This is a genomic window from Leptolyngbya sp. UWPOB_LEPTO1, assembly GCF_017302695.1.
Classification (GTDB): Bacteria; Cyanobacteriota; Cyanobacteriia; order Leptolyngbyales; family Leptolyngbyaceae; genus Leptolyngbya; species Leptolyngbya boryana.
Window position 1 is genome coordinate 101,414 of sequence record NZ_JAFLCJ010000009.1, and the last position, 21,481, is coordinate 122,894.

Consider the following 21,481-nt stretch of genomic DNA (forward strand, 5'->3'; position numbering starts at 1 on the left):
TTCTCAGAGTATCGTGCTGTGATTTGAGAGGGCTAAATTTTTAGAATATCGATCGCTTTGCCATTTGCCTGCATCGATTCAGAAAGTGCGACTAAAGTTTGGACTAACCCCGCACCGAGCCAACCTGAAGAAATTGCTGAAGTTCGATTGTGCTGAACGCAGTCTAAGAAATGATTGCAGACTTGTTGAAGCGGTTCTTGATTTTGGAGGTCAAGAATTTCGCGACTTTGTGCGATCGGTCTAAATTTCTCGTCAAATTTTCCCCACTGTGCAGTTAATTGATCTTGAGCGAGTTCGTCAAAAATCAAACTGCCATTCTCGCCAACAAGACACGATCGCCGCTGTTTGTCTGGATTGAGCCAGCTTAAATGCAGTCTTGCTTCAAAGCCAGAAGGATAAGTCAAAGTCGCCCAAACGGTATCAGCTAACCCTGCTTGTAACCAAGTCGATCCTTTTGCTTCAACTTGGCAAGGCGTTTCACCGAGCCAAAAATTTAGGATGGCAATATCGTGAATCGCTAAATCCCACATTGCATCGACATCAGAGCGAACGGGGCTGAGATGCGATCGCGTTGAATACCCATATCGCAACTGTCCAAGTTTGCCAGATTGGACGAATTCTCGACCCCGCAACACCGCAGGATGAAATAAATAAGTGTGATCGATAACGAGTTGACGCCGTTGTTGCTCAGCTAAACGGCAAAGCTGGACTGATTCTGCAAAACTTAACGTCAGCGGCTTCGCTGCGAGGACGTGCAGATCTTGTTTCAGGGCGGCTGTGATTAGAGAATTGTGAGTCGTGGCGGGAGTAGTAATTGCAACTGCATCTAATCCATTCATTTCTAAAACGTCTTGCCACTGCGTTGTGCAGAAAACGTCTAATTCAAACCGTTTCGCGATCGCTTCTAATTGCTCAAGGCAGGGATCGACGACTGCCACCACTCGCGCTCTGGGATTGTGAAGAAAATTCCGCAGAAGATGCGCTCCCCAACGTCCAACGCCAAGCAGTGCGATCGCTGTTTGCTCTGACATAACCAACCTCTTAAAATCTTGGGCTGGTTAAGTCTCCTGACCGCTCAGCACCAAAAACGCCTCTTGCGCGGCTGCTTGTTCGGCAGCTTTGCGCGATCGCCCCGTTCCTTGTCCCATACAGCGTCCTTGAATCCAGACTTCTGAAACAAAGCGGTTCGGATCATTGTGAGTGTTCCCCATTTCCTGAGTGCGATATTCAGGGAGCGTTTTCTGATGCCCTTGTGTCCAGTTCTGCAAAGCAGCTTTGTAGTTTTGCCGAGCCGGATCAGCGAGAATTTCTTCAGCAAGGGGGTGAAATTGCTCATCGAGCCAAGGATGAATCAAACTGAGGTTATGAGTGCTTAGGTAAAGTGCTGCAAGAACGGCTTCGAGAGAATCGGCAAGCCGAGAATCACGTCCAGCCGGATCAGATTTGGCACTTGATGCGACGAGAAGATAACGATCGAAGCCAAAGGAATCTGCAATTTTGGCAAGAATACGATCGCTCACTAGAACAGATCGAATTGCAGTAAATTCTCCGACTTTCAAATCCGGATAAGTCTTGAGCAGAAATTCGGCAGCTGCTAATTTAACCACTGCATCGCCTACGAATTCAAGCTGTTCGTAGTTTCGTTCGGCTGAGAAGGTAATGTGAATCAGCGCGAGATCCATTAAATTCCAGTCGATCGCGTCGAGCTTTGATAGCCCTAATCGTTGAGCCAGTGCGTGGAGTTCCTGCTGACGGCGCGGGTAGGCAAGAGACATGGGATCAGTAAAAAATCAGGCTGTTCCCATCGTAGGGGTGAAAGGACACTCCGACAAATTTAAGCGGATTTCAAAACGGCATAGGTGCGCTCGATTTCGCTAACGGTTGCGCTTGTCAGTAAGGGCACTTCCGGCGTTTCATGCCGATTCATCGAAATCGTGGTAACTTTTAGCTGATCTGAACCGGGGAGAAATGACATCGTTCCAGTTCTGCTGCCCCGCCAGTGTTGGACTCTAACTTGCTCGATCGTGCCCGGAAAGACACCCGCTAAAAGCGCTAACACTTCGCTGGGTAAGCCAATCACGACTTGCCGCCCAAAAAATTCTTCAAATCCGGCTAATAATTTTTCCGCCCGCATCATCGGGTCAGGATGTTCGACGATTTTCTGAAGCCATCGTCCCCACTGAATTCTTCGTCCATAGGCTCGCCGACGTTCGTCAAAGGTTTGAGTCGGAATTAATTCAGGAGACCCGATCGCAATCACAGCGCGATAAATCGGTTCGACGCCGCAATTCACTGCTGCACCGGGTCCGGCAAACTCTGCGTGATATTGCTTACAGAGGATTAAACCGCTCTTTTTATGTTCGCTAATTGCGAGCAGGGATTCTGAGGACGGGCATACCTCGGAATGCTTCGGGAGTTCGAGTGTAGAAGCTTGACTTTTCACAGACTTACCCTACGGGGGTGCAAGTGGGCGATTGACTGACGAACGGCTCAGACGCGGACGTTTAGCACATTTATAGTAGACCAGGCAACCCCAACTCATTGCTTAACTTTCATGGACTTTGCTGAATCTACATATTGGTTCCCACTGTTTAAAGTAAGTTCAAGAAGAAAAGCGCGGATCACAATTTCTGAAGGGAGTGATTCTCAGTATCGGGCGCGCGATCGAGGGAAAAGTCCGTGTTTTCCACGAGTTTAGAAGCGGGTCGAGAAGAGTTAGACATAAGCCGGATTCTGTTCTCTTCATATCAAAGATATAGAGAGGGCAGTTATCTATCTGGGATTGAAGTTACCTTCAACCTCAAGCGGTTCACAATCGTCCGCAGACATGTCCGCAAACAATTCGCCGAAACAGGAAAAAACCCAACCTTTGTTTCGTCTGACCTTGCTCCCAACCGGGGTTTACCGAGCCAATACCTCTCGATATTGCTGGTGCGCTCTTACCGCACCTTTGCACCCTTACCAACGGAGTTGGCGGTATCTTTCTGTGGCACTATCCTCACGCTCACGCGCACTGGGCGTTATCCAGCAAGTCTGGGTTTTGGGGAGTCCGGACTTTCCTCAGATTTAGAAAAACTAAATCCGCAACCGCCGCGCTGACTCTTCTCTGTTGTTTAGTCTAGCTGATTGAGGGGGAGTGGAGTGGGGGAGTGGGGAGATGGGGAGTGGGGTAGAAGAATCATGATTTTGGGCTTCGTTATTTTCCCTAGCTCCTACGGCATCTTAGGATTCCAGGGAAGTCCGGCTGTCCAGTCGAGTTTGCGGACGTTGAAGCGGCAGACGAGGCGAATGCGATCGCCGGTTGGAGAGGTGCCGAAACCGATGAAGCGCAAGACGAGATCGAGATCGAACTGGAACGGTTCTTTGCTATTGACGAAGTTTTTGTAGAGTTTTTTCTTGGCTTCAGGTGCTTTTTTATTGGGTTCTGAAAAGTCTAGTAAAGTTTTGCTTGCTTTGATCGTGCTATCTTTGCGAGCCATCATGTCTTCTGCAAAGATGTCCTCGAAGAGGGTTTTTCCAGGAGCAATGACGCTGAAAACTTGACGCTGAAATAGATCAGTCGAGTCGCCAGGAACGGAACGGGTGACCCGACGCGATCGCTTATCGTACTGTTCGGTTAAGACACAGTAGTCCCAATCGACATAGAGCGCCCGATCTTTCGTTTTGTTATTGATTCGGATTTGTAGCTTTTCCAGGTTGTGATATTCATAGCGACTGTTGAACTTAAAGCTAACGCCAACGGCATCAGTTAGATTTTGGTCGGCGAGCTGCTGCTTTAAGTCGTCCTCGTCGAGCCAGACCATCACTTCATCGTTGAATGAATTGACGATTTGGTAGAGGACGTAAGTAACGCACAAAAAATAGACCGTCAGTAAGACAAAATCGAGTTCAGTCATTCTCTTGGAGCAGATACAGCTTTGATTCTGTTCTTATACCATTTTGAGATTGGTTGTGTTCATCGATCAAAAAATCGGCGCAAGTTTCAATTGCGCCGATTTTTTCAAGACAAATTTAGAAGTTAATTTAACGCTCAAAATCTTTTTTGGCGTGTTTCCGATCGTAAACATCTCCACTAAATGGCTGTACTCCTGACTCTGGATACTGATCATCTCTTAAACCGAAGATTCGACCAAATGCGCCGGAGAAATAGTCTACTACGTCTACTACAACTTTTGGAACGCTCATGAAATCACCTCTGAAGTTTCTAGGTCAACCAATTCAATGGGTGAATGATCTCTTACTGAGTCAATTATCAGGATTTCAAGAAAAAATGACTAGCGATCGCATCAATTTGTTAGAAAGAACAGGCTTTTTTCGGTGTTTCTTAAAGCTTTGTATTTTTGTTTTAAATAGCAACATAAATGAAGAGGGAGAACAGGCGCGATCGCGACAATTTCTTTACAAATCGAGAGGCTGATTTTTGTCGAATTCACTATAATGCGCCGCGCATCACACATAAATTCGCTAGAAAAATCAGAAAGAGTCGCTTGACTTTTGGTTAAATTAACTATAATTTAGATGAAGAAGCGCTTTCAACTGCCCCCTAACTCTCACAACCCTTTTGCATCTAAGGAGGATTTGGGTGGAAGACCTTAAACTGACAATTCAACCTGAAGATTACAGTCTGCTCACTGATTTATATCAGTTAACAATGTCAGCTTGTTATGTGGGCGAGGGTTTGGATCAACGACGTGCCAGTTTTGAGCTTTCAGCGCGACGCTTGCCCAAAGGTTTTGGTTACGCGATCGCGATGGGTCTCGCACAAGCGTTAGATTATTTAGAAAGTTTTCGATTTAGCTTAGATCAAATTTCAGCACTGCAAGCCACCGGGATTTTTGACGATGCGCCCGCTGAATTTTGGACGGTGCTAGAAACAGCATGCTTTGAAGGAGATGTGTGGGCGGTTCCAGAAGGGACAGCAATTTTTGCCAATGAGCCATTTTTGAGAGTTGAAGCTCCGCTGTGGCAAGCGCAATTGGTGGAAACTTATTTGCTGAATGTGATTAATTATCAAACTTTGGTCGCAACTCGTGCGGCGCGGCTGCGAGATATTGCAGGCAAAGATGCGACCTTGCTAGAGTTTGGAACTCGGCGCGCGTTTAGTCCACAAGCCTCAGTTTGGGCAGCCCGAGCGGCATTAGCAGGTGGACTTGATGCAACATCAAACGTCTTGGCAGCTTTGAAGTTGGATCGTAAACCTGCTGGAACGATGGCGCATTCGTTGGTGATGGCGCTGGGTGCGATCGAAGGTACTGAATCTCAAGCCTTTCATGCTTTTCATCGCTACTTCCCAGGCGCGCCATTGTTGATTGATACCTATGACACGATCGCTGCTGCTGAAATGCTGTCTAAACAGCTTCAAGCCGGAGAAATTCAGCTTTCGGGTGTGCGGCTTGATTCAGGTGACTTAGTTGATCTCTCGAGAAAAGTACGATCGCTGCTGCCTGGCGTTCCGATTTTTGCCAGTGGCGATTTAGATGAATATCGGATTGCGGAACTGAAAGCTCAGGGTGCGTGTATTGAGGGCTATGGTTTGGGAACGCAACTCGTAACAGGTTCGCCTGTGAATGGCGTTTATAAATTGGTCGAAATTGATGGCATTCCTGTGATGAAGGAAGCGCTTGGAAAGATGACTTATCCAGGACGCAAGCAAATTTTTCGAGGAGAAAACCGCGATCGCTTAGGTTTAATCACAGAAGCTGCAAATGGTGAAATTCCCTTATTACAATTAGTCTTGAAGCAGGGAGAGCGAGTCAATGAGCCTGAGACGATTGCTGAAATTCGCGATCGGGCAACGGTCAATGTTGCGCGATTGCCAAAAGCGGTTCGATGTCTTGAAAACCCGGTATCGATTCCAGTCGAACTATCCCAAGCGTTATTTGAGTTAACTGATCGTACCCGGAGCCGTCACGCATGAGAATCGCGTTATTTGGAACAAGTGCCGATCCGCCTACGACGGGACATTTAGAGATTTTACGCTGGCTCTCGCAGCGATTTGATCACGTTGCAGTTTGGGCTGCCGACAATCCGTTTAAGTCTCAGCAAACTGAGTTGAGATATCGAACCGAGATGCTGAAAGTTTTAGTGGATGAGCTAGCGTGTGCCAACGTGGAAGTGCATCCAGAGTTGAGCCATCCGAGAACTCTGATTACGGTTGAGCGCATTCAGCAACGCTATCCGAATGCAGAATTAACGTTAGTGGTCGGATTTGATGTCGCGAGGCAATTATCGAAATGGTATCGTGCTCAAGAATTGTTGCAGCGCGTTCAAGTGTTGGTGATTCCGCGATCGCGCTATTCATTTACTCAAGAGGATTTGGAGCAGTTGAAGACTTTGGGCGCGAAGACTGAGATTGCCCCGGCAAGTGTTCCAGATGTTTCTTCGACTGCATATCGCGAAGGCTGTGACTTATCTGGGGTGACCGCTTCAATTCAGGCTTATATCGATCGGGAGCAATTGTATCCATGCCACGCACACATCGAAAAACAACCAGTTCATTAATAGGAGAGAAGCTTGCAGATTTCAGGGTGGGAGTCGATAACGCGATTTTCTCAGTCGATACGGCGCAAAATCGATTACTGGTTTTGCTCGTGATGCGTCATGAGGAGCCGTTTTTGGGTCAGTGGAGTTTGCCTGGCACACTGGTTCGTCAAGGAGAATCGCTAGAAGATGCGGCGTATCGCATTCTGTCCGAGAAGATTCGGGCACGTAATCTCTATTTGGAGCAGCTTTATACGTTTGGTGGCCCCGATCGCGATCCGCGTGAGGCGAAAGATAGTTATGACGTGCGGTATCTATCGGTGAGCTATTTTGCGTTAGTTCGATTTGCAGAAGCTGAACTGATTGCAGATGGGGTGAGCGGAATAGCTTGGTATCCTGTGGATCAATTACCTGAACTTGCTTTTGATCACAACAAGATTTTGGAGTATGGTCATCGACGTTTAAGAAACAAATTAGAGTACAGCCCGGTTGCGTTTGATGTATTGCCTGAACTGTTTACGCTGAGTGATTTGTTTCAGCTTTATACGACTGTGTTGGGAGAAAACTTTTCAGATTATTCTAATTTTCGATCGCGCTTACTCAAGCTTGGGTTTCTCTCAGATACTGGGGTAAAAGTTTCCAGAGGAGCGGGGCGACCGGCAAGTCTATATCGCTTTGATGCTGAGGCATTTGCGCCACTAAAAGATAAGCCTTTAGTGTTTATTTGAGTGTTGAAATTATGGGACTTGGGATTGAAGAATTACTAGCCGATAAGCGAGAAGAGATTTTAGCGATCGCGCTAAAACACGGAGCTTACAACATCAGAGTTTTTGGCTCTGTTGCTCGTCATGAAGCAAATAGTAAGAGCGATATTGATTTCTTAGTAGATATGGGTGAAAAACATAGCTCCTGGTTTCCTGTTGGATTAATTCAAGATCTTGAAGATCTACTAGGGCGAGAAGTGGATGTTGCAACTGAGAAAATGCTGCATGAGCGGATTCGCGATCGTGTCTTGAAAGAGGCAATTTTCTTATGATTGACGATGGCTTAAATATGACTTGCATTGCAGAATGTGTTGCCCGAATTGAGGAATATACTACTGCTGGACAAGACGCATTTGCAGCATCAACTTTAATTCAAGATGCCGTCATTCGGAACTTTCAAGTAATTGGCGATGCAACTAAAAACCTTTCTCCAGAACTTAGACAATCTTATCCAGATGTTCCATGGCGAAGAATGGCTGGATTTCGAGATGTACTTGTTCATGACTATCTAAGAGTTGATTTGGCGATTGTTTGGGAAATTATCGAAATTGAATTGCCTAGCCTCAAACCGCAAATTCTAGAAATCTTGCAAACTTTGAATTCCACACCATCATGAAAATTGCGATCGCACAACTCAATCCGACGATCGGAGATATCCAAGGCAACGCTGCCAAAATTCTTGAAGCTGCTAATCGCGCAGCATCCGAGGGAGTTCGTCTCTTACTGACTCCAGAACTTTCACTTTGCGGCTATCCTCCTCGCGATCTACTGTTGCATCCAAGCTTTGTTGAAACAATGGCAAAGCAGCTTGCTGAACTAGCATCAAAGCTTCCTGAAGGTGTAGCAGTTTTAGTCGGAACAGTCGAGCCGAATGCTGGAGCGATTTCTACAGGTGGTAAACCTCTGTTTAACAGTGTGGCCCTGATTAAGAAAAGCAATGTTCTCCAAATCTTTCATAAGCGGTTACTACCAACCTACGATGTCTTTGATGAGGATCGTTACTTTGAACCGGGAAATGAGCCGAATCAGTTCGAGCTAGATGGCGTTCGGATTGGAGTCACAATCTGTGAGGATCTCTGGAATGATGAGGAATTCTGGGGAAAGCGAACTTATAATTTGAACCCAATCGCGGATTTAGCTCAAGCAGGAGTCGATTTTACGATCAATCTTTCTGCATCTCCTTACACGGTTGGAAAGCAAAAGCTTCGAGAAGCAATGTTGAAGCATGGAGCCGTGAGGTTTAATCAACCTTTGATCTATGCGAATCAGGTGGGTGGAAATGATGATCTGATTTTTGATGGAGCGAGTCTTGCGATCGACAGAAAAGGCGAACTGATTGCACGAGCCGTGAGCTTTGAAGAAGATTGGGTTGTGCTTGATTACGACTCAGAAAAGCAAGACTTCGAGAAAAGCTCGATCGCGCCTGCACCAGAGTGTAAAGAAGCTGAACTTTGGTCAGCATTAGTTCTGGGTGTGCGAGATTATGCCCGCAAATGTGGCTTTTCTAAGATTGTGTTGGGCTTGAGTGGTGGGATTGATTCATCTTTGATTGCTGCGATCGCATCTGAAGCAGTGGGCAAAGATAACGTTCTCGGTATTTTAATGCCTTCGCCTTATAGTTCAGATCACTCGATTCAAGATGCTCTAGCACTCGCTGAGAATTTGGGAATTCAGACTCAAACATTTCCAATTGGAACCTTAATGGAATGTTTTGACCACACGCTCGATCCCTTGTTTGCTGGAACGCCCTTTGGACTGGCAGAAGAGAACTTACAGTCTCGAATTCGTGGCACGTTGCTGATGGCAGTATCGAACAAATTCGGGCATCTACTCGTTTCGACTGGGAATAAATCTGAGGTCGCTGTTGGTTACTGTACGTTGTATGGCGATATGAATGGGGGGCTTGCTGCGATCGCAGATGTTCCGAAAACTCAAGTCTACAAACTGTGCGAATGGTTAAATCGTTCTACTGAAATCATTCCGAACAATGTTCTGAGCAAGCCTCCGAGTGCAGAACTGAAGCCAGATCAAAAAGATCAAGACTCGTTGCCAGAGTATGACGTGCTGGACGATATTCTCGATCGCTATCTTCACCAGCATCAATCTTTAGCAGAAATCGTTGCAGCCGGACATGACGCTGCGATCGTCGAACGAGTGGCGAAATTAGTTCGGATGGCGGAGTTCAAACGGAAGCAAGCACCGCCTGGATTGAAAGTCACTGATCGCGCTTTTGGAACCGGGTGGAGAATGCCGATCGCGAGTCGCTGGATTGCTCAAATTTCTCACAATTCGTAAAATGTGTAGTTGTGTGAAGCAAGACCGATGACGAGACGAACTTCTCCAGATGATTTACAAAATTGGGACGATGCTCAGGATATCGAGCATTTAGTCAACGATAAGCGATCTCATAAACGTGCCACACCTGCTAAAGGTCGTCGCCGCAATCGTCGCTATGAAAATCGCTTACTCAAATTGCAGATCGAGAACGTTGAGTTTGACGAAGATAGCTGAGTTCGTCGGGGGTTAATTCTCGCCATTCTCCGGGAGATAGACCTGTGAGGCGAAGCTTTCCGATCGCAACTCGAACCAGTCTCAACGTCGGAAAACCGACGGCTGCGGTCATGCGACGAACTTGCCGATTTCGTCCCTCAGTTAACGTGATTTCGAGCCAAGCGGTCGGAATGTTTTTGCGAAATCGAATTGGGGGATCGCGATCGGGTAAATCTGGCTCAGGTAGGCGATCGACGATCGCCGGACGAGTCAGATAATCCTTAATCTTCACGCCTTTTCGCAATTGAGCGATCGCTTCGTCTGTTGGAATGTTTTCAACTTGCACCCAATAGGTTTTGGAATGTTCAAATTTTGGATCGCTGAGTCGGTGCTGAAGCTGACCATTATCCGTCAACAGCATCAAGCCTTCGCTGTCTTGATCGAGCCGACCGACCGCGTAAACATTCGTCACAGGAATGAAATCTTTTAGCGTCGATCGAGGATTCGGTGAGTCATCGGTAAACTGACTCAGCACATTGTAAGGTTTATAAAACAGCAAGTGAGGCATAACGATTGCCAAAGACTTGCTTGATTTTACGATCCTAGGAAGGGCAATGTGAGCCAGCGGCGTGATCGACCATTTGAAGTCGTTTCTGACAGTTGCAGCACAATTTTTAATTCATGCAGCGGCTTCGTTGTGCGCGCGATCGGCGTATTGAATAGTAGCGCGATCGTAATCACTAGAACTAATGTCCAAGCGGTCGGAAACTTAATCAGTGGGAAATGACGAACCATCGATATGTCTGAGAACAGCTTGTTCATTATGGCGGAATTCGTCCAAGATGACACAGTTGAACAATCGGTGGCATTACGGAATTTATTGCGAACTTAAATCTTTCGTCCCAAAATAATCACATCGCGATCGCGCTGCCAGGATTGAGCAACTTCGGGCAAATATCCCCATTGGGCAAAGCCGAATTTTTTCAGCAATTCGATACTGGGCGTATTTTCTGCAAAAGCAATGCCAAGCAAAGTTTTGATGCCGAGGTTTGGAGATTGTGCGATCGCATGTTTGAGCAAAGTCTGCCCAACGCCTTGTCGATGAAATTTCGGTGCAACATACAAGCTAATTTCAGCCGTCGATCGATACGCTTCTCGACCGTAATACATGCGAAACGCAAACCAGCCTGCGATCTGATTGTCTCGCTCTAAAACCCATAAAGGATAGCGATCGGGAGAATGCGATCGAAACCAATCTAATCGACTTTCGACTGATACAGGTTCAACATCAGCCGTAATGGTTTTTGCCGCAACTGCGTGATTATAGATTTCAACAATGGCGGGTAAATCAGCTTCAACAGCATCTCGAATCATTGCGGCGTAACCTGCTGAGAAATCCATTGCAAATAAGGGTGTGATCCTTGAACAATCGGGAGAGCAATAATTTCAGGAACTTCGTAAGAATGAAGTTCACGGATTTTCGCTTCGAGTTCAGCAAAGCGATCGAGTTTTGACTTAATGACCAATTGCCATTCTTCTTCTTGGTGAATCTCCTCTCGCCAAGTGTAGACGGACTGTACGGGTAGGAGTGTTACGCAGGCTGCTAATTTCGCAGCAACCAGCGATCGCGCTAGCATTTCCGCCTGAGCCTTTGAGCTTGCGGTTACTAAAATCACTCCGAACTCTGATTGTGTCATAAGCTTAAAAATGAACCCTAGCGACTTTCAGTGTAATTGCCATGAGCAAAAAAATCCTGTTGACTTTAGTATGGATCGGTTTTGTGAGCTATGCGTTCACGCTTGCTCCTCCTCAGCAGCCTGACACGTTTGATTTAATTGCCAATCTTTCAACCGGAAAGATCGCAGGGGTGAATCCTTTGATTGTGGCGCTCTTTAATATCATGGGCGTTCTGCCGATGGCGTATAGTTGCATCACATTCTTGGATGGTCGATCGCAAAAAATTCCGGCTTGGCTGTTTACGCTTGTATCATTTGGTACTGGTGCATTTGCGTTATTGCCGTATTTGATTTTCCGTCAGCCGAGTCCGACCTTTCAGGGACAGAAAAATTGGCTACTCAAGATTTTGGATTCTCGAATTACAGGCAGCGCGATCGCACTCAGCGGAATTGGTTTATTTCTTTACGGAGTGATGAATGGCGATTGGAGTAACTTTGTGCAACAGTGGCAGACCAGCCGATTCATTCATGTAATGAGTTTAGATTTTTGTCTATTATGTGCATTGTTTCCGATTCTGTTGCAAGACGATATGAAACGACGTGGTTTAACTGATTCACAAGTGTTCAAGATTCTGTCATTCGTCCCGTTCTTTGGAGCGTTGATTTATTTGGCATTGCGTCCACCCACGATCGAGCAATCGACTCCTGTTCCATCTGAGCAAGTTGCAGTATGAAGTTAGGCGATTCTGAAGTCCACATTTGGCAAGTGAACTTAGACGAGGTGCAACTCCATCTCTTATCAGCAGATGAACAAGTCAGAGCCGATCGATTTAAATTTGAGCAGCATCGCAAACGATTTATTGCAGGGCGATCGTTTTTGCGATCGCTGCTTTCCCGCTATATTCAAACTGATCCAATGGCTTTGGAGTTTGAATATAGCTCACACGGAAAACCGACGCTCAAGCGATCGCGAATTCAATTCAATCTAGCGCATTCGCAGCATTTAGCTCTGTATGCAGTGACTTACGATCGACTGGTGGGAATTGATGTTGAAGCAATTCGACCGATGGATGATTTAGAGTCTCTGGTGCAGCGATTCTTTTTGCCTTCGGAGTACAAAGCAATTCGAGCTGATAATGCTTTATTTTTTCAGTACTGGACTTGCAAAGAAGCGTTTCTAAAAGCAATTGGAACTGGACTGTCAAAACTGAAAGAATTAGAGATTGAAAATGCCCAACTGAAGACGATTCCAGTTGAAGCGCGATCGCGAAAATGGCATCTTCAGCAGCTATCCATTCAAGATGATTTTGCCGCCGCCATCGCAGTTGAGCAAAACTGTCCATCTCTCGAATTGAAGTCTTTTAAATCACTCACAGGTGAGATGCAGGAGATTGATTAGTCAAGCAATACTCCAAAAAGTATGCTCTCCTCAACAATATGACAATCGAGTTTAATCTCTTCGCGCCTCGCAACGAAGCAGTGGAGCTTATTGGTTCTTTTTCGGATTGGCAAGGCGTTCCGATGGAGAAAGATGAAACAGGCTTTTTCCGAGTTCAGCTTGAGCTAAAAGATGGTGATTATCAATATAAATTTCGCATTAAACATCAAGATAAATGGATTGAAACCAACGATCCGTACATGACAGAAATGGATCGTAAAACTCAAAATGGCATCGTTCATATTAAAGAAGGGCAACGCATCTTAGATACCTTTATTTGGCAACATGACGACAGTTTTCTCCCCGATAATCGCGATTTAGTTCTCTACGAAATGCACATTGCTGATTTTTGTAGTGCCGATCCTTCTGATCCGACGAAATTCAAACAAGCCTTAGAAAAGCTCGATTATCTCAGTGAATTAGGCATTAATGCGATCGCGCTGATGCCGATTACGGAATATGCTGGCGATTACCGTTGGGGGTATATGCCTCAACACTTTTTTGCTCTAGAAAGTAGCTATGGCAAACCTGCTGATTTCAAATCCTTTGTCGATGACTGTCATGCGCGTGGAATTCGTGTTTTCATCGACTGTATTTTCAATCACACGCATGAAGAAAGCCCATTATTGCTAATTGATCGAGATTATTGGTACTACCACGATCGACATTATCCTGAAGACGATGCGAACTACTGGGGGCCAGAACTCAGTTACGAAAACTATGACCCCGATCGCGATATCCGCCCGACTTGGAACTATGTCAGGGATATCGTGCAATTCTGGACTCGTGAATATCACATTGATGGCATCCGCTACGATGCCGTTCGCCAACTTGCGAACTATGAATTTTTCGGCTGGCTCTTTGAGCAGGTTCAAGTTCCTAAGCCTTTCTTTCACATTGCAGAACACATTCCCGACTCTAGCGAAATCTGTAAACCTCAAGGGGTTTTTGATGCCTGCTGGCATGAAAGCTTTCGCTACTTTCTCAAAGATCTCCTGATTGGCAAAGACATCGACTTTAACGAATTCAAATCCGCGATCGCTGCTCAGCCGCAAGGATATGCAAGTGCGACTTCTGTGATTAACTATTTCGCAACCCACGATCGCGAACACATGATCGTCGAATTGCAAGACGCTAGCATTTCTGATTTCGATCGCATCAAACTCGGTGCAATTGTTCAATTCACTGCCCTTGGAATTCCCATGCTCTGGATGGGGGACGAGTTTGGACAAGATACGCACAAAACTGAAACGACAACCGAACCCAACCCACTCGATTGGTCACTGCTTCAGAAAAATCAGAATCTCTTTGAATTTTACAAACGCCTGATCGCCCTTCGGCACGAGAAATCATCTTTACGCAGCGACAATCTTGAATTTTTCCATGAAAATGGCAAAATTTTAGCCTATGTGCGGTGGAATGATGCAGGAGAAAGAGTTGTCGTGATTGCCAATTTCTCAGATCAAGATTTTGAGAATTATGCGATCGACCATTTTCCTGCCGATGGAACTTGGACAAATTGGAGCGATGGACAAGAGGTTGACCCTAACGCGATCGACCTCCCCAGGTTTAGCGCCAAAATTTTGCTCCAATGATCCGGCTCTCGAATTGCTGTGATAATATTGTAAACTGCCGTATTCATCGCAATTCAGGACAACGTAATGGCACTGGTACAAGAGCGCAAACAAGAAATCATCACCCAATATCAAGTTCACGAAACCGACACCGGATCGGCTGATGTCCAAGTTGCCATCCTCACCGAGCGGATCAACAAACTCAGCCTTCACCTCCGCAGCAACAAAAAAGACCACGCATCCCGCACCGGACTTTTGAAAATGATCGGTCAGCGTAAGCGTCTGCTCGCCTACATCCAAAAAGGTGACGCTGCACACTACCGCGAACTCATTGCGCGCCTCGGCATCCGGGGTTAATCATCAATGGCTTCCGAATCCAATACCCCTGATCCCCAACCAGAGCGCCTACCTTTCGAGCCAGGACGCAAGAAAGCAGCGAAGCCTGCTAAACCTGCGCCCGAACCCGAAAAGAAAGCCAGCACGAAGTCGTCGGGCAAATCTGGTCTAATCGAGAAACGACCAACCTCGGTGAAGAAGCCAGCCGCTCGACCTGCTGCCCCAGCCCCAGCCCCCATCCCGGAAGTTGTGACTCAACGAATGGCGCGACGGATGGCGTTTTTTTGCGGCATTCCAACCACGCTGGGTATCGCTACATTTGTGGTCAGCTACTTCATCGTCACCCAAGGCATTTACAAACTGCCGAATGTTGCCGTGGTGCTGGTGAGTATGCTCTTTTTTGGGTTAGGGGTGATTGGATTGTCCTACGGTGTGCTATCCGCCTCTTGGGATGAAGATCGAGTCGGCGGACTCGTTGGAGCGAGCGAATTTACAACGAATGTAGGTCGCTTAGCAGGAGCCTGGAAAGAAGCACGGGCGCGACAAAAGCAACCGCGCAGCGAGAATTAGGCAATCGATCAGGCTACGATGAAAAATGCACTGCTGATCAGGGCGGATTCTAGCTCAATCAGCACGCTACAGAATCAATACACTCAGCAGGATTTTTTAACATGATTGTGGTTATGAAGGTTGGCTCCCCAGAAGCCGAAATTGCTCGCCTCACTGAGGAGTTCGTCAGTTGGGGACTCAGCCCGGAAAAGATCGTCGGTAAGCACAAAGTTGTGATCGGGCTAGTTGGTGAAACTGTCGCAATGGATCCGCTGCAAATCCAAGAAGCTAGCGCTTGGATTGAACAAGTTTTAAGAGTTGAGCAACCTTTCAAACGCGCAAGCCGCGAGTACCGCAATGGTGAAGCGAGTGAAGTTGCCATCCCGACTCCCAATGGTGTGGTTTATATCGGAGAGCATCACCCGATCGTCACAGTTGCAGGGCCTTGCTCGGTTGAGAATGAGGAAATGATCATCGAAACGGCACGGCGCGTCAAAGCGGCTGGTGCTCAATTCCTCCGAGGCGGTGCATTTAAGCCGAGAACGTCTCCTTATGCATTCCAAGGTCATGGTGAAAGCGCATTAGGATTATTGGCTGCTGCCCGTGAAGCAACCGGATTGGGGATCATCACCGAATTGATGGATGCTTCTGATCTCGAACCGTTGGCAGAAATTGCAGACGTGATCCAAATCGGTGCGCGCAACATGCAGAACTTCTCGCTGTTGAAGAAAGTAGGTGCACAAGACAAGCCGATTCTGCTCAAGCGGGGTATGGCCGCAACGATCGAAGATTGGCTGATGGCGGCAGAATACATTCTTGCTGCTGGAAATCCGAACGTAATCTTGTGTGAGCGTGGAATTCGTACCTTCGATCGCCAATATGCTCGTAACACGCTCGATCTCTCTGCGATTCCAGTGCTGAGAACATTGACTCACCTGCCGATCATGATTGATCCGAGCCATGGAACTGGACGTGCTGAATACGTTCCTTCAATGGCAATGGCATCGATCGCCGCTGGAACCGATTCGCTGATGATCGAAGTTCACCCGAATCCGAAGAAAGCGCTCTCTGATGGGCCGCAATCTCTGACTCCCGATGCGTTTGATCAGCTGATGCGCGATTTAGCGATCGTTGGTAAACCCCTCGGACGCTGGACTGAACAACGTCAACCTGTCGGTGTCTAATTTTAAAATTTGAAAGCAGTCCTCAGGTGTCTTTGACACCTGAGGATTTTTTATGCAAAGTTCAGTCTTGCTGAGAGAACCAAGTCTTTAAATCTTGAACTGTTGCGAAATCTAATAACGCTTCACCCAACTGCTCAAGCTGTTCAGAGGATAGAGTCGCAACCTGGCTCCGCATTGCTTCGTCAAGCTGTCCCACTTTCTTGGTCAGTTGTCGGAAAATCAGCGATCGTTCTCCTTCTTCCTTTGCTTCCCGAATCGCTCTTGGTTCCTCAGTCAAATCTAGTCCCAACATTGCTCTAATCTCCGTTTGGCTTAAACTGGAAAATTTGTACAGCATAATCGAGGTCACAACATCTATTATGTTCTGGCGCTCTTGATCAGGGAAGTCCGCTTGCTGTGTACGAGTCAGCAAATATCGCGCTTCATCTGCGGCTTGCTCTTCTTTGACGATCGTTAAGACTACAACAGCGATTGGAACCGGCAATGAACGAATCTCACCTAATTCATTTAAGTAAACGCGATGCACCTGTTCGCCATTGAGCAAAGACCGATGCGGATGAATATCATCTTGCTCAATTGAGCGTGAAGGATAAATAATCACAGCCTGCCAGTCAGAAAAACGCGATCGATTGCGATAAAAATACAGCGAGGATTCGCTAAACAATCGCTCATAAAGCGTTTGATCTTTTTGGAACTGCACTTCAGAAAAGAAAACGATCCCAGGTTCAGATTCAGGTGGGAGAAAGACCCCATCAATTTCAAACTTTGGCTCTTTGACGGCAACAGAATCGAATTGATAACTTGCTGCATTGTGAGGACGATCGCCGATCAAATCAAACAGCAGTTGAGGAGAACGCTGGAACATTTGATAAAAAATTGGATCGCGCCGCATACAGCAATCTGCAAATTTACTCGATCAACTGTACTGATTTATTTGTCTTCCTGCAAGATTGACTCAAGACGAAAACCGCTCTAGCCAGCGCCGAATTCTTACCTTTCCTGCGACATAAAACGGCAATTGATAATGCTCCGCCATCAGCCAAGCCACAAACGTGAAATGCAGCCCAAACGTCAACGCGATCCAGAACGTCGGAAACCAGGCTCCTGAATCCCCATCCAATGGCACAAAAATCTTCGAGGGTAGCCAGATCAAGCTAGGGGGCAAAACGACCAGCGCAAGTCCGACCATCCAAATAATGATCGACAAGTCCAGATCTGTCTGATTGACCGTCTGCCATTTCCGCCCATTCCAGCGCCAGGTCATCGGTTGCGAACTGTCCTCCACATGTACCGTTTGCTCTTTGAGATTCGTTGTGAAAATATGGCGACAGAAATTACAGGCAAATGCATCCATCAAGGTCAACGCTTCGATCTGCCCATGCCGACAAATTGGGCAAGGAAAGGCTTCTTGTGTATTCAACGTTTTGCGATCGTGAACCCCATTCGTTTTTGGATGCTGCATGATCCAGCCTCAGAAAATCACTTTGTCTAGTCTAACGATTTTCATCTTGAGCATTGGGATTCCTCTAATTCCTTTAATCCTTGCTATCAGGAGATTCCATTTGCGGATTGAGCAATTCCACCTAGAATAGATGGATAAGTACATATACACAGCGCAGGGCTATCGATATGGCAGAGGGCGAATCTCAGGCACAAGCGCCTCTTTCAGAGCGTGAATTGCAGGTCATTGAATTGGTCGCTGCTGGCTTGACGAACCAAGACATTGCCGAAAAACTAGAAATCAGTAAGCGAACTGTCGATAACCACATCAGTAACATTCTCACGAAGACCGAAACGGAAAACCGGGTCGCCTTAGTGCGCTGGGCATTGCAGTGGGGCAAGGTTTGCCTAGATGATGTCAATTGTTGTCCCTTGCCCCCTTATAACGGAGCGGTATGAGTTATTCGGTTCAAAATCCCAAATTGCCGTTAGCAGTGTATCGTGAGGTCGCTGCTCATTTATCTCAGGTAGAGGGGGTTCAAACGGAACTCACCCCGCAAACCTCGAAGCAGTTTGATTACACGCTGAGCCAAGTGGGAAGTTTAGAAATTCAATTCTCAGAACCCGCGAGTTCCGAAGCCCGTGCCCAGGTTGAAAAAATCTTGGCGTATTATGGCGATCGCTTTGGGGCTTGGACAATCCTTGCTCAGGCTTAGCGCTGCTCATAAGGCAATCTATAACTTCGCGGCAATCAATTCCAAAGGGTGAAATGAAGATGGTTTCTTCTCCGGTACTCGAAGCAAAATCACTGACTCGTCGCTTTGGTGGATTAGTCGCAGTGAATGCGGTTTGTTTCTCAGTCAATCCCGGAGAAATTTTTGGGTTGATCGGGCCGAATGGAGCCGGGAAAACCACTTTGTTTAATCTCGTGACGGGGATGATTCCCCCTTCGAGCGGGCAAATGCTGTACAACGGAACGGAAATTTCTAAGCTCCGTCCGCATCAGATTGCCGCGAAAGGGATTGCTCGGACGTTTCAAAATATTCGATTGTTTAGCAACTTATCCGTTTTGGAAAATGTGATGATTGCTCGACATCTGCAAACAAGTAGTGGATTACTTCAAGGGGTGATCGGAGCCGCCGCTCAGGAAGAACAGACGACTCGACAAGCGGCTTTAGAACTGTTGGAATTGGTGGGACTGAGCGATCGCGCTGAAGAGAAATCGCGCAATTTGCCCTATGGTGAACAACGCCGCTTAGAAATTGCCAGAGCTTTAGCGCTTCAGCCGCAGGTGTTATTGCTCGATGAGCCTGCTGCGGGGATGAATTTGAATGAGAAACATCAACTGAGTGAATTTATCCGTCAAATCCGCGATCGCTTCAACCTGACCATTTTATTGATCGAACATCACGTTCCCTTGGTTATGGGATTGTGCGATCGCATTGCCGTTTTGGATTTTGGACAACTGATTGCAATGGGCGATCCGGCTCAGGTTCGCAATGATCGAGCGGTCATTGAAGCTTATTTAGGCGGCGAATAGGCGACAATACAGTCACTTTGCTTTTCTAGCTGTCCTATGTCTCCTTTGCTCGAACTGATCAATCTCAGCGTCAATTATGGTGGTATTCAGGCATTACAAGCGATCGACATTCAGATCAATCCCGGTGAAGTCGTCACCCTAGTCGGAGCCAATGGCGCAGGAAAAAGCACGACGCTGCGGGCGATTTCTCGAATTGTAGGAGTCCGCAGCGGCAAAATTATCTACGCCGGACAAGACATCACGCAGCGTCGTGCCAGCGAAGTCGTCAAGTTAGGCATCGCTCATAGTCCAGAAGGCAGAAGAGTTTTAGCCCGACAAACCGTGCTGGATAATTTAGAACTCGGGGCTTATATTCGCTCAGATCGGTTTGGAATCAAAGCTGATATGGAGCGGCAGTTTCAACTCTTTCCTCGACTCGCAGAACGGCGCAATCAACTTGCCGGGACGCTCAGTGGGGGTGAGCAACAAATGTTGGCGATCGCGCGCGCTTTGATGAGTCGTCCTCAATTGTTGTTACTCGACGAACCCAGTTTAGGCTTAGCGCCGACGATCGTGCGTGAAATCTTTTCGATTCTTGCCCAGTTGAAAACGACAGGCGTAACGATTCTTCTGGTGGAGCAGAATGCAAATTTAGCGTTACAAATTAGCGATCGCGCTTATGTCTTAGAAGCCGGATGCATTACGCTTTCTGGAAACGCTTCAGAATTATTGGGCGACGATCGTGTAAAACAAGCTTACTTAGGGTAATCAAAACGTGGTAAATCAACTCTAAGGACGAATTTTGTCTGCAATTCAAAATTACACGTGTGCTATGAAATCTATTGTTTCCCGTCGTTCGATCGTATTGTTTGCTCTCACGATCGCAGTTTCGGCTTGTAGTTCTGGAGGATCGAATTCTGGTGGGGGAACGATTTCTGGAGCGATTCCGATCGGAGTTGGCATTGCGCAGACGAGCAACGTTGCCTTACTTGGACAAGAACAAGTGGCAGGCGTGAAGATTGCAGAAAAATATTTTAATGACAATGGTGGTGTGAATGGTACGCCGATCAAAATCGTTCTGCAAGATACAGCAGGGGATGAACAAGGGGCGATCAATGCGTTTCAGACGTTGATTAATCGCGATCGCGTCGTCGGAATTGTCGGGCCGACTTTATCGCAACAGGCGTTTGCTGCAAGTCCGATCGCGAATAATGCGAAAGTGCCAGTTCTCGGCCCCTCAAATACTGCCAAGGGAATTCCACAAATTGGCGATTTTGTGGCGCGAGTGTCTGCCCCGGTGGCGGTCGTTGCGCCTAACTCTGTGCAAGCCGCGCTGAAGCAAAATCCCAATATCAAACGAGTCGCAGTCTTCTTTGCTCAGAATGATGCATTTAGTAAGTCAGAAACAGAAATCTTTCAGCAAACTGTGAAAGATAAAGGCTTAGAACTCGTAACGGTGCAGAAGTTTCAAACCACGGATACAGATTTTCAGACGCAAGCCACGGCTGGAATTAATGCTAAACCAGATTTGGTGATTATTTCGGGACTCGCAGCAGATGGTGGGAACTTAGTTAAACAGTTACGACAACTCGGCTACAAAGGACTGATCATTGGCGGAAACGGATTGAATACATCGAATGTGTTTCCGGTTTGTCAGGCGCTGTGTGATGGCATTCTGATTGCTCAAGCTTATAGTCCTGAACATCCAGGTGCAGTGAATAAAGCGTTTCGCTCAGCCTATCAAGCTCAGTTTAAGAAAGAACCACCCCAATTTTCGGCGCAAGCATTTACAGCCGTTCAGGTCTTTGTAGAAGCGTTGAAGCAAGTGGATACGAAAAAATCGTTAAATGAGGTTCGCACTCAACTCAATCAAACACTGTTGAAAGGAAACTATGACACGCCGATCGGACAAATTTCTTTTAATCCTGAAGGCGAAATTTTTCAGCAAGCGTTCTATGTGGCTCAAGTGAAAATGTCACCCGATGGCAAGACTGGACGATTTGAGTTTCTCAAGTAATCGGCAAACGGCTC

29 protein-coding genes and 1 other RNA gene are annotated in these 21,481 nt (G+C 46.8%); 18 read left to right on the forward strand and 12 right to left on the reverse strand.

The features are described 5' to 3' along the window. Positions 1 to 32 precede the first annotated feature (32 nt). From J0L70_RS15190 to J0L70_RS15215, 6 genes are all read right to left on the reverse strand, one after another. Positions 33 to 1,031 (reverse strand): Gfo/Idh/MocA family protein, encoded by a 999-nt coding sequence (locus tag J0L70_RS15190; RefSeq protein ID WP_287455174.1) that lies wholly within the window; start codon positions 1,029 to 1,031, stop codon positions 33 to 35. 27 nt (positions 1,032 to 1,058) lie between these two features. Continuing rightward, positions 1,059 to 1,775: a ribonuclease III gene (gene rnc / locus J0L70_RS15195; RefSeq protein ID WP_017286654.1), complete on the reverse strand. Its 717-nt coding sequence runs from the start codon at positions 1,773 to 1,775 to the stop codon at positions 1,059 to 1,061. Between the two features lie 59 nt (positions 1,776 to 1,834). Continuing rightward, positions 1,835 to 2,443, reverse strand: a complete 609-nt coding sequence (locus J0L70_RS15200; RefSeq protein ID WP_017286653.1) for a hypothetical protein — start codon at positions 2,441 to 2,443, stop codon at positions 1,835 to 1,837. Positions 2,444 to 2,707: 264 nt separating this feature from the next. After that, an RNA gene (rnpB, locus tag J0L70_RS15205) (RNase P RNA component class A) lies at positions 2,708 to 3,103 on the reverse strand. Positions 3,104 to 3,212: 109 nt separating this feature from the next. After that, a complete protein-coding gene (locus J0L70_RS15210) occupies positions 3,213 to 3,896 on the reverse strand; it encodes a hypothetical protein (RefSeq protein WP_190649141.1) in 684 nt (227 codons plus the stop codon). Positions 3,897 to 4,023: 127 nt separating this feature from the next. Next, entirely contained in the window at positions 4,024 to 4,185 is a 162-nt protein-coding gene (locus J0L70_RS15215) for a hypothetical protein (protein WP_172410470.1), read from the reverse strand. A 397-nt stretch (positions 4,186 to 4,582) separates the two neighbouring features. On the opposite strand from J0L70_RS15215, the gene J0L70_RS15220 reads away from it, so the two are divergent. From J0L70_RS15220 to J0L70_RS15250, 7 genes are read left to right on the forward strand one after another with little or no spacing between them, the layout of a single operon-like run. Beyond that, positions 4,583 to 5,917: a nicotinate phosphoribosyltransferase gene (locus J0L70_RS15220; protein WP_287455175.1), complete on the forward strand. Its 1,335-nt coding sequence runs from the start codon at positions 4,583 to 4,585 to the stop codon at positions 5,915 to 5,917. Then, positions 5,914 to 6,501 carry a nicotinate-nucleotide adenylyltransferase gene (locus tag J0L70_RS15225; protein WP_268183758.1) on the forward strand — a complete coding sequence of 196 codons (588 nt, stop codon included), beginning with the start codon at positions 5,914 to 5,916 and terminating at the stop codon, positions 6,499 to 6,501. The genes J0L70_RS15220 and J0L70_RS15225 overlap by 4 nt, the downstream gene beginning before the upstream one ends. After that, positions 6,465 to 7,208 carry an NUDIX hydrolase gene (locus J0L70_RS15230; RefSeq protein WP_017286647.1) on the forward strand — a complete coding sequence of 248 codons (744 nt, stop codon included), beginning with the start codon at positions 6,465 to 6,467 and terminating at the stop codon, positions 7,206 to 7,208. Before J0L70_RS15225 ends, J0L70_RS15230 begins: the two co-directional genes overlap by 37 nt. 11 nt (positions 7,209 to 7,219) lie before the next feature. Further along, on the forward strand, positions 7,220 to 7,516 hold the full coding sequence (locus tag J0L70_RS15235; RefSeq protein ID WP_268183754.1) for a nucleotidyltransferase family protein: 297 nt from the start codon (positions 7,220 to 7,222) through the stop codon (positions 7,514 to 7,516). Next, positions 7,513 to 7,860, forward strand: coding sequence for a HepT-like ribonuclease domain-containing protein (locus J0L70_RS15240; protein WP_287455176.1), 348 nt, complete (start codon positions 7,513 to 7,515; stop codon positions 7,858 to 7,860). The genes J0L70_RS15235 and J0L70_RS15240 overlap by 4 nt, the downstream gene beginning before the upstream one ends. Continuing rightward, positions 7,857 to 9,539, forward strand: coding sequence for an NAD+ synthase (locus J0L70_RS15245; protein WP_287455177.1), 1,683 nt, complete (start codon positions 7,857 to 7,859; stop codon positions 9,537 to 9,539). The genes J0L70_RS15240 and J0L70_RS15245 overlap by 4 nt, the downstream gene beginning before the upstream one ends. A gap of 27 nt (positions 9,540 to 9,566) precedes the next feature. Beyond that, positions 9,567 to 9,755 carry a hypothetical protein gene (locus J0L70_RS15250; protein WP_268183747.1) on the forward strand — a complete coding sequence of 63 codons (189 nt, stop codon included), beginning with the start codon at positions 9,567 to 9,569 and terminating at the stop codon, positions 9,753 to 9,755. Here J0L70_RS15250 and J0L70_RS15255 read toward each other — a convergent pair. From J0L70_RS15255 to cutA, 4 genes are all read right to left on the reverse strand, one after another. Continuing rightward, positions 9,712 to 10,302: a pseudouridine synthase gene (locus J0L70_RS15255; RefSeq protein ID WP_287455178.1), complete on the reverse strand. Its 591-nt coding sequence runs from the start codon at positions 10,300 to 10,302 to the stop codon at positions 9,712 to 9,714. The two genes, J0L70_RS15250 and J0L70_RS15255, sit on opposite strands and share 44 nt — an antisense overlap. 26 nt (positions 10,303 to 10,328) lie before the next feature. Then, positions 10,329 to 10,529 carry a hypothetical protein gene (locus J0L70_RS15260; protein WP_017286639.1) on the reverse strand — a complete coding sequence of 67 codons (201 nt, stop codon included), beginning with the start codon at positions 10,527 to 10,529 and terminating at the stop codon, positions 10,329 to 10,331. Positions 10,530 to 10,622: 93 nt separating this feature from the next. Continuing rightward, entirely contained in the window at positions 10,623 to 11,135 is a 513-nt protein-coding gene (locus J0L70_RS15265; RefSeq protein ID WP_287455179.1) for a GNAT family N-acetyltransferase, read from the reverse strand. Further along, positions 11,105 to 11,431, reverse strand: a complete 327-nt coding sequence (gene cutA, locus J0L70_RS15270) for a divalent-cation tolerance protein CutA (RefSeq protein ID WP_190649162.1) — start codon at positions 11,429 to 11,431, stop codon at positions 11,105 to 11,107. The genes J0L70_RS15265 and cutA overlap by 31 nt, the downstream gene beginning before the upstream one ends. Positions 11,432 to 11,472: 41 nt before the next feature. Here cutA and J0L70_RS15275 point away from each other — a divergent pair, with 41 nt between their 5' ends. The 6 genes from J0L70_RS15275 to aroF all read left to right on the forward strand — a co-directional run bounded on the left by J0L70_RS15275 (position 11,473) and on the right by aroF (position 16,491). Then, the gene (locus J0L70_RS15275) at positions 11,473 to 12,144 is read left to right on the forward strand and encodes a DUF2834 domain-containing protein (RefSeq protein WP_287455180.1); all 672 of its coding nucleotides are present in this window, start codon (positions 11,473 to 11,475) and stop codon (positions 12,142 to 12,144) included. Next, entirely contained in the window at positions 12,141 to 12,809 is a 669-nt protein-coding gene (locus J0L70_RS15280) for a 4'-phosphopantetheinyl transferase family protein (RefSeq protein ID WP_287455181.1), read from the forward strand. The genes J0L70_RS15275 and J0L70_RS15280 overlap by 4 nt, the downstream gene beginning before the upstream one ends. 38 nt (positions 12,810 to 12,847) lie before the next feature. Next, complete coding sequence (locus J0L70_RS15285; RefSeq protein WP_287455182.1) at positions 12,848 to 14,443, forward strand: alpha-amylase family glycosyl hydrolase; 1,596 nt, start codon at positions 12,848 to 12,850, stop codon at positions 14,441 to 14,443. Positions 14,444 to 14,509: 66 nt separating this feature from the next. Continuing rightward, positions 14,510 to 14,779, forward strand: coding sequence for a 30S ribosomal protein S15 (rpsO, locus tag J0L70_RS15290; RefSeq protein WP_017286633.1), 270 nt, complete (start codon positions 14,510 to 14,512; stop codon positions 14,777 to 14,779). Positions 14,780 to 14,785: 6 nt separating this feature from the next. Continuing rightward, the gene (locus J0L70_RS15295; RefSeq protein ID WP_017286632.1) at positions 14,786 to 15,328 is read left to right on the forward strand and encodes a PAM68 family protein; all 543 of its coding nucleotides are present in this window, start codon (positions 14,786 to 14,788) and stop codon (positions 15,326 to 15,328) included. A 101-nt stretch (positions 15,329 to 15,429) separates the two neighbouring features. Continuing rightward, on the forward strand, positions 15,430 to 16,491 hold the full coding sequence (gene aroF, locus J0L70_RS15300; protein WP_017286631.1) for a 3-deoxy-7-phosphoheptulonate synthase: 1,062 nt from the start codon (positions 15,430 to 15,432) through the stop codon (positions 16,489 to 16,491). Between the two features lie 61 nt (positions 16,492 to 16,552). On the opposite strand, the gene J0L70_RS15305 is transcribed toward aroF, so the two are convergent. Both J0L70_RS15305 and J0L70_RS15310 read right to left on the reverse strand, forming a co-directional pair. Continuing rightward, positions 16,553 to 17,383, reverse strand: coding sequence for an Rpn family recombination-promoting nuclease/putative transposase (locus J0L70_RS15305; protein WP_287455183.1), 831 nt, complete (start codon positions 17,381 to 17,383; stop codon positions 16,553 to 16,555). 63 nt (positions 17,384 to 17,446) lie between these two features. Next, positions 17,447 to 17,953: a DUF2396 family protein gene (locus J0L70_RS15310; protein ID WP_190653559.1), complete on the reverse strand. Its 507-nt coding sequence runs from the start codon at positions 17,951 to 17,953 to the stop codon at positions 17,447 to 17,449. Between the two features lie 167 nt (positions 17,954 to 18,120). Between J0L70_RS15310 and pedR the strand changes: the two genes are divergently transcribed. The 5 genes from pedR (at position 18,121) to J0L70_RS15335 (ending at position 21,467) form a co-directional block, all read left to right on the forward strand. Next, positions 18,121 to 18,390, forward strand: a complete 270-nt coding sequence (gene pedR / locus J0L70_RS15315; protein ID WP_017286628.1) for a photosynthetic electron transport-dependent transcriptional regulator PedR — start codon at positions 18,121 to 18,123, stop codon at positions 18,388 to 18,390. Continuing rightward, positions 18,387 to 18,647, forward strand: a complete 261-nt coding sequence (locus J0L70_RS15320) for a hypothetical protein (RefSeq protein WP_287455184.1) — start codon at positions 18,387 to 18,389, stop codon at positions 18,645 to 18,647. Before pedR ends, J0L70_RS15320 begins: the two co-directional genes overlap by 4 nt. 59 nt (positions 18,648 to 18,706) lie before the next feature. Next, positions 18,707 to 19,471 (forward strand): ABC transporter ATP-binding protein, encoded by a 765-nt coding sequence (locus J0L70_RS15325; protein ID WP_017286626.1) that lies wholly within the window; start codon positions 18,707 to 18,709, stop codon positions 19,469 to 19,471. A 36-nt stretch (positions 19,472 to 19,507) separates the two neighbouring features. Continuing rightward, positions 19,508 to 20,218, forward strand: coding sequence for an ABC transporter ATP-binding protein (locus J0L70_RS15330; RefSeq protein WP_287455185.1), 711 nt, complete (start codon positions 19,508 to 19,510; stop codon positions 20,216 to 20,218). Between the two features lie 64 nt (positions 20,219 to 20,282). Continuing rightward, positions 20,283 to 21,467 (forward strand): ABC transporter substrate-binding protein, encoded by a 1,185-nt coding sequence (locus J0L70_RS15335; RefSeq protein WP_190653562.1) that lies wholly within the window; start codon positions 20,283 to 20,285, stop codon positions 21,465 to 21,467. The last annotated feature ends 14 nt before the right edge of the window (positions 21,468 to 21,481 follow it).

Bases quoted from the DNA above. Each gene is read 5' to 3' on its own strand.
- J0L70_RS15190 (WP_287455174.1), bottom strand. From the start codon at position 1,031: ATGTCAGAGCAAACAGCGATCGCACTGCTTGGCGTTGGACGTTGGGGA.
- rnc (WP_017286654.1), bottom strand. From the start codon at position 1,775: ATGTCTCTTGCCTACCCGCGCCGTCAGCAGGAACTCCACGCACTGGCT.
- J0L70_RS15210 (WP_190649141.1), bottom strand. From the start codon at position 3,896: ATGACTGAACTCGATTTTGTCTTACTGACGGTCTATTTTTTGTGCGTT.
- J0L70_RS15215 (WP_172410470.1), bottom strand. From the start codon at position 4,185: ATGAGCGTTCCAAAAGTTGTAGTAGACGTAGTAGACTATTTCTCCGGC.
- J0L70_RS15225 (WP_268183758.1), top strand. From the start codon at position 5,914: ATGAGAATCGCGTTATTTGGAACAAGTGCCGATCCGCCTACGACGGGA.
- J0L70_RS15230 (WP_017286647.1), top strand. From the start codon at position 6,465: ATGCCACGCACACATCGAAAAACAACCAGTTCATTAATAGGAGAGAAG.
- J0L70_RS15235 (WP_268183754.1), top strand. From the start codon at position 7,220: ATGGGACTTGGGATTGAAGAATTACTAGCCGATAAGCGAGAAGAGATT.
- J0L70_RS15240 (WP_287455176.1), top strand. From the start codon at position 7,513: ATGATTGACGATGGCTTAAATATGACTTGCATTGCAGAATGTGTTGCC.
- J0L70_RS15245 (WP_287455177.1), top strand. From the start codon at position 7,857: ATGAAAATTGCGATCGCACAACTCAATCCGACGATCGGAGATATCCAA.
- J0L70_RS15250 (WP_268183747.1), top strand. From the start codon at position 9,567: ATGACGAGACGAACTTCTCCAGATGATTTACAAAATTGGGACGATGCT.
- J0L70_RS15255 (WP_287455178.1), bottom strand. From the start codon at position 10,302: ATGCCTCACTTGCTGTTTTATAAACCTTACAATGTGCTGAGTCAGTTT.
- J0L70_RS15260 (WP_017286639.1), bottom strand. From the start codon at position 10,529: ATGGTTCGTCATTTCCCACTGATTAAGTTTCCGACCGCTTGGACATTA.
- J0L70_RS15265 (WP_287455179.1), bottom strand. From the start codon at position 11,135: ATGGATTTCTCAGCAGGTTACGCCGCAATGATTCGAGATGCTGTTGAA.
- cutA (WP_190649162.1), bottom strand. From the start codon at position 11,431: ATGACACAATCAGAGTTCGGAGTGATTTTAGTAACCGCAAGCTCAAAG.
- J0L70_RS15275 (WP_287455180.1), top strand. From the start codon at position 11,473: ATGAGCAAAAAAATCCTGTTGACTTTAGTATGGATCGGTTTTGTGAGC.
- J0L70_RS15280 (WP_287455181.1), top strand. From the start codon at position 12,141: ATGAAGTTAGGCGATTCTGAAGTCCACATTTGGCAAGTGAACTTAGAC.
- J0L70_RS15285 (WP_287455182.1), top strand. From the start codon at position 12,848: ATGACAATCGAGTTTAATCTCTTCGCGCCTCGCAACGAAGCAGTGGAG.
- rpsO (WP_017286633.1), top strand. From the start codon at position 14,510: ATGGCACTGGTACAAGAGCGCAAACAAGAAATCATCACCCAATATCAA.
- J0L70_RS15295 (WP_017286632.1), top strand. From the start codon at position 14,786: ATGGCTTCCGAATCCAATACCCCTGATCCCCAACCAGAGCGCCTACCT.
- aroF (WP_017286631.1), top strand. From the start codon at position 15,430: ATGATTGTGGTTATGAAGGTTGGCTCCCCAGAAGCCGAAATTGCTCGC.
- J0L70_RS15305 (WP_287455183.1), bottom strand. From the start codon at position 17,383: ATGCGGCGCGATCCAATTTTTTATCAAATGTTCCAGCGTTCTCCTCAA.
- J0L70_RS15310 (WP_190653559.1), bottom strand. From the start codon at position 17,953: ATGCAGCATCCAAAAACGAATGGGGTTCACGATCGCAAAACGTTGAAT.
- pedR (WP_017286628.1), top strand. From the start codon at position 18,121: ATGGCAGAGGGCGAATCTCAGGCACAAGCGCCTCTTTCAGAGCGTGAA.
- J0L70_RS15320 (WP_287455184.1), top strand. From the start codon at position 18,387: ATGAGTTATTCGGTTCAAAATCCCAAATTGCCGTTAGCAGTGTATCGT.
- J0L70_RS15325 (WP_017286626.1), top strand. From the start codon at position 18,707: ATGGTTTCTTCTCCGGTACTCGAAGCAAAATCACTGACTCGTCGCTTT.
- J0L70_RS15330 (WP_287455185.1), top strand. From the start codon at position 19,508: ATGTCTCCTTTGCTCGAACTGATCAATCTCAGCGTCAATTATGGTGGT.
- J0L70_RS15335 (WP_190653562.1), top strand. From the start codon at position 20,283: ATGAAATCTATTGTTTCCCGTCGTTCGATCGTATTGTTTGCTCTCACG.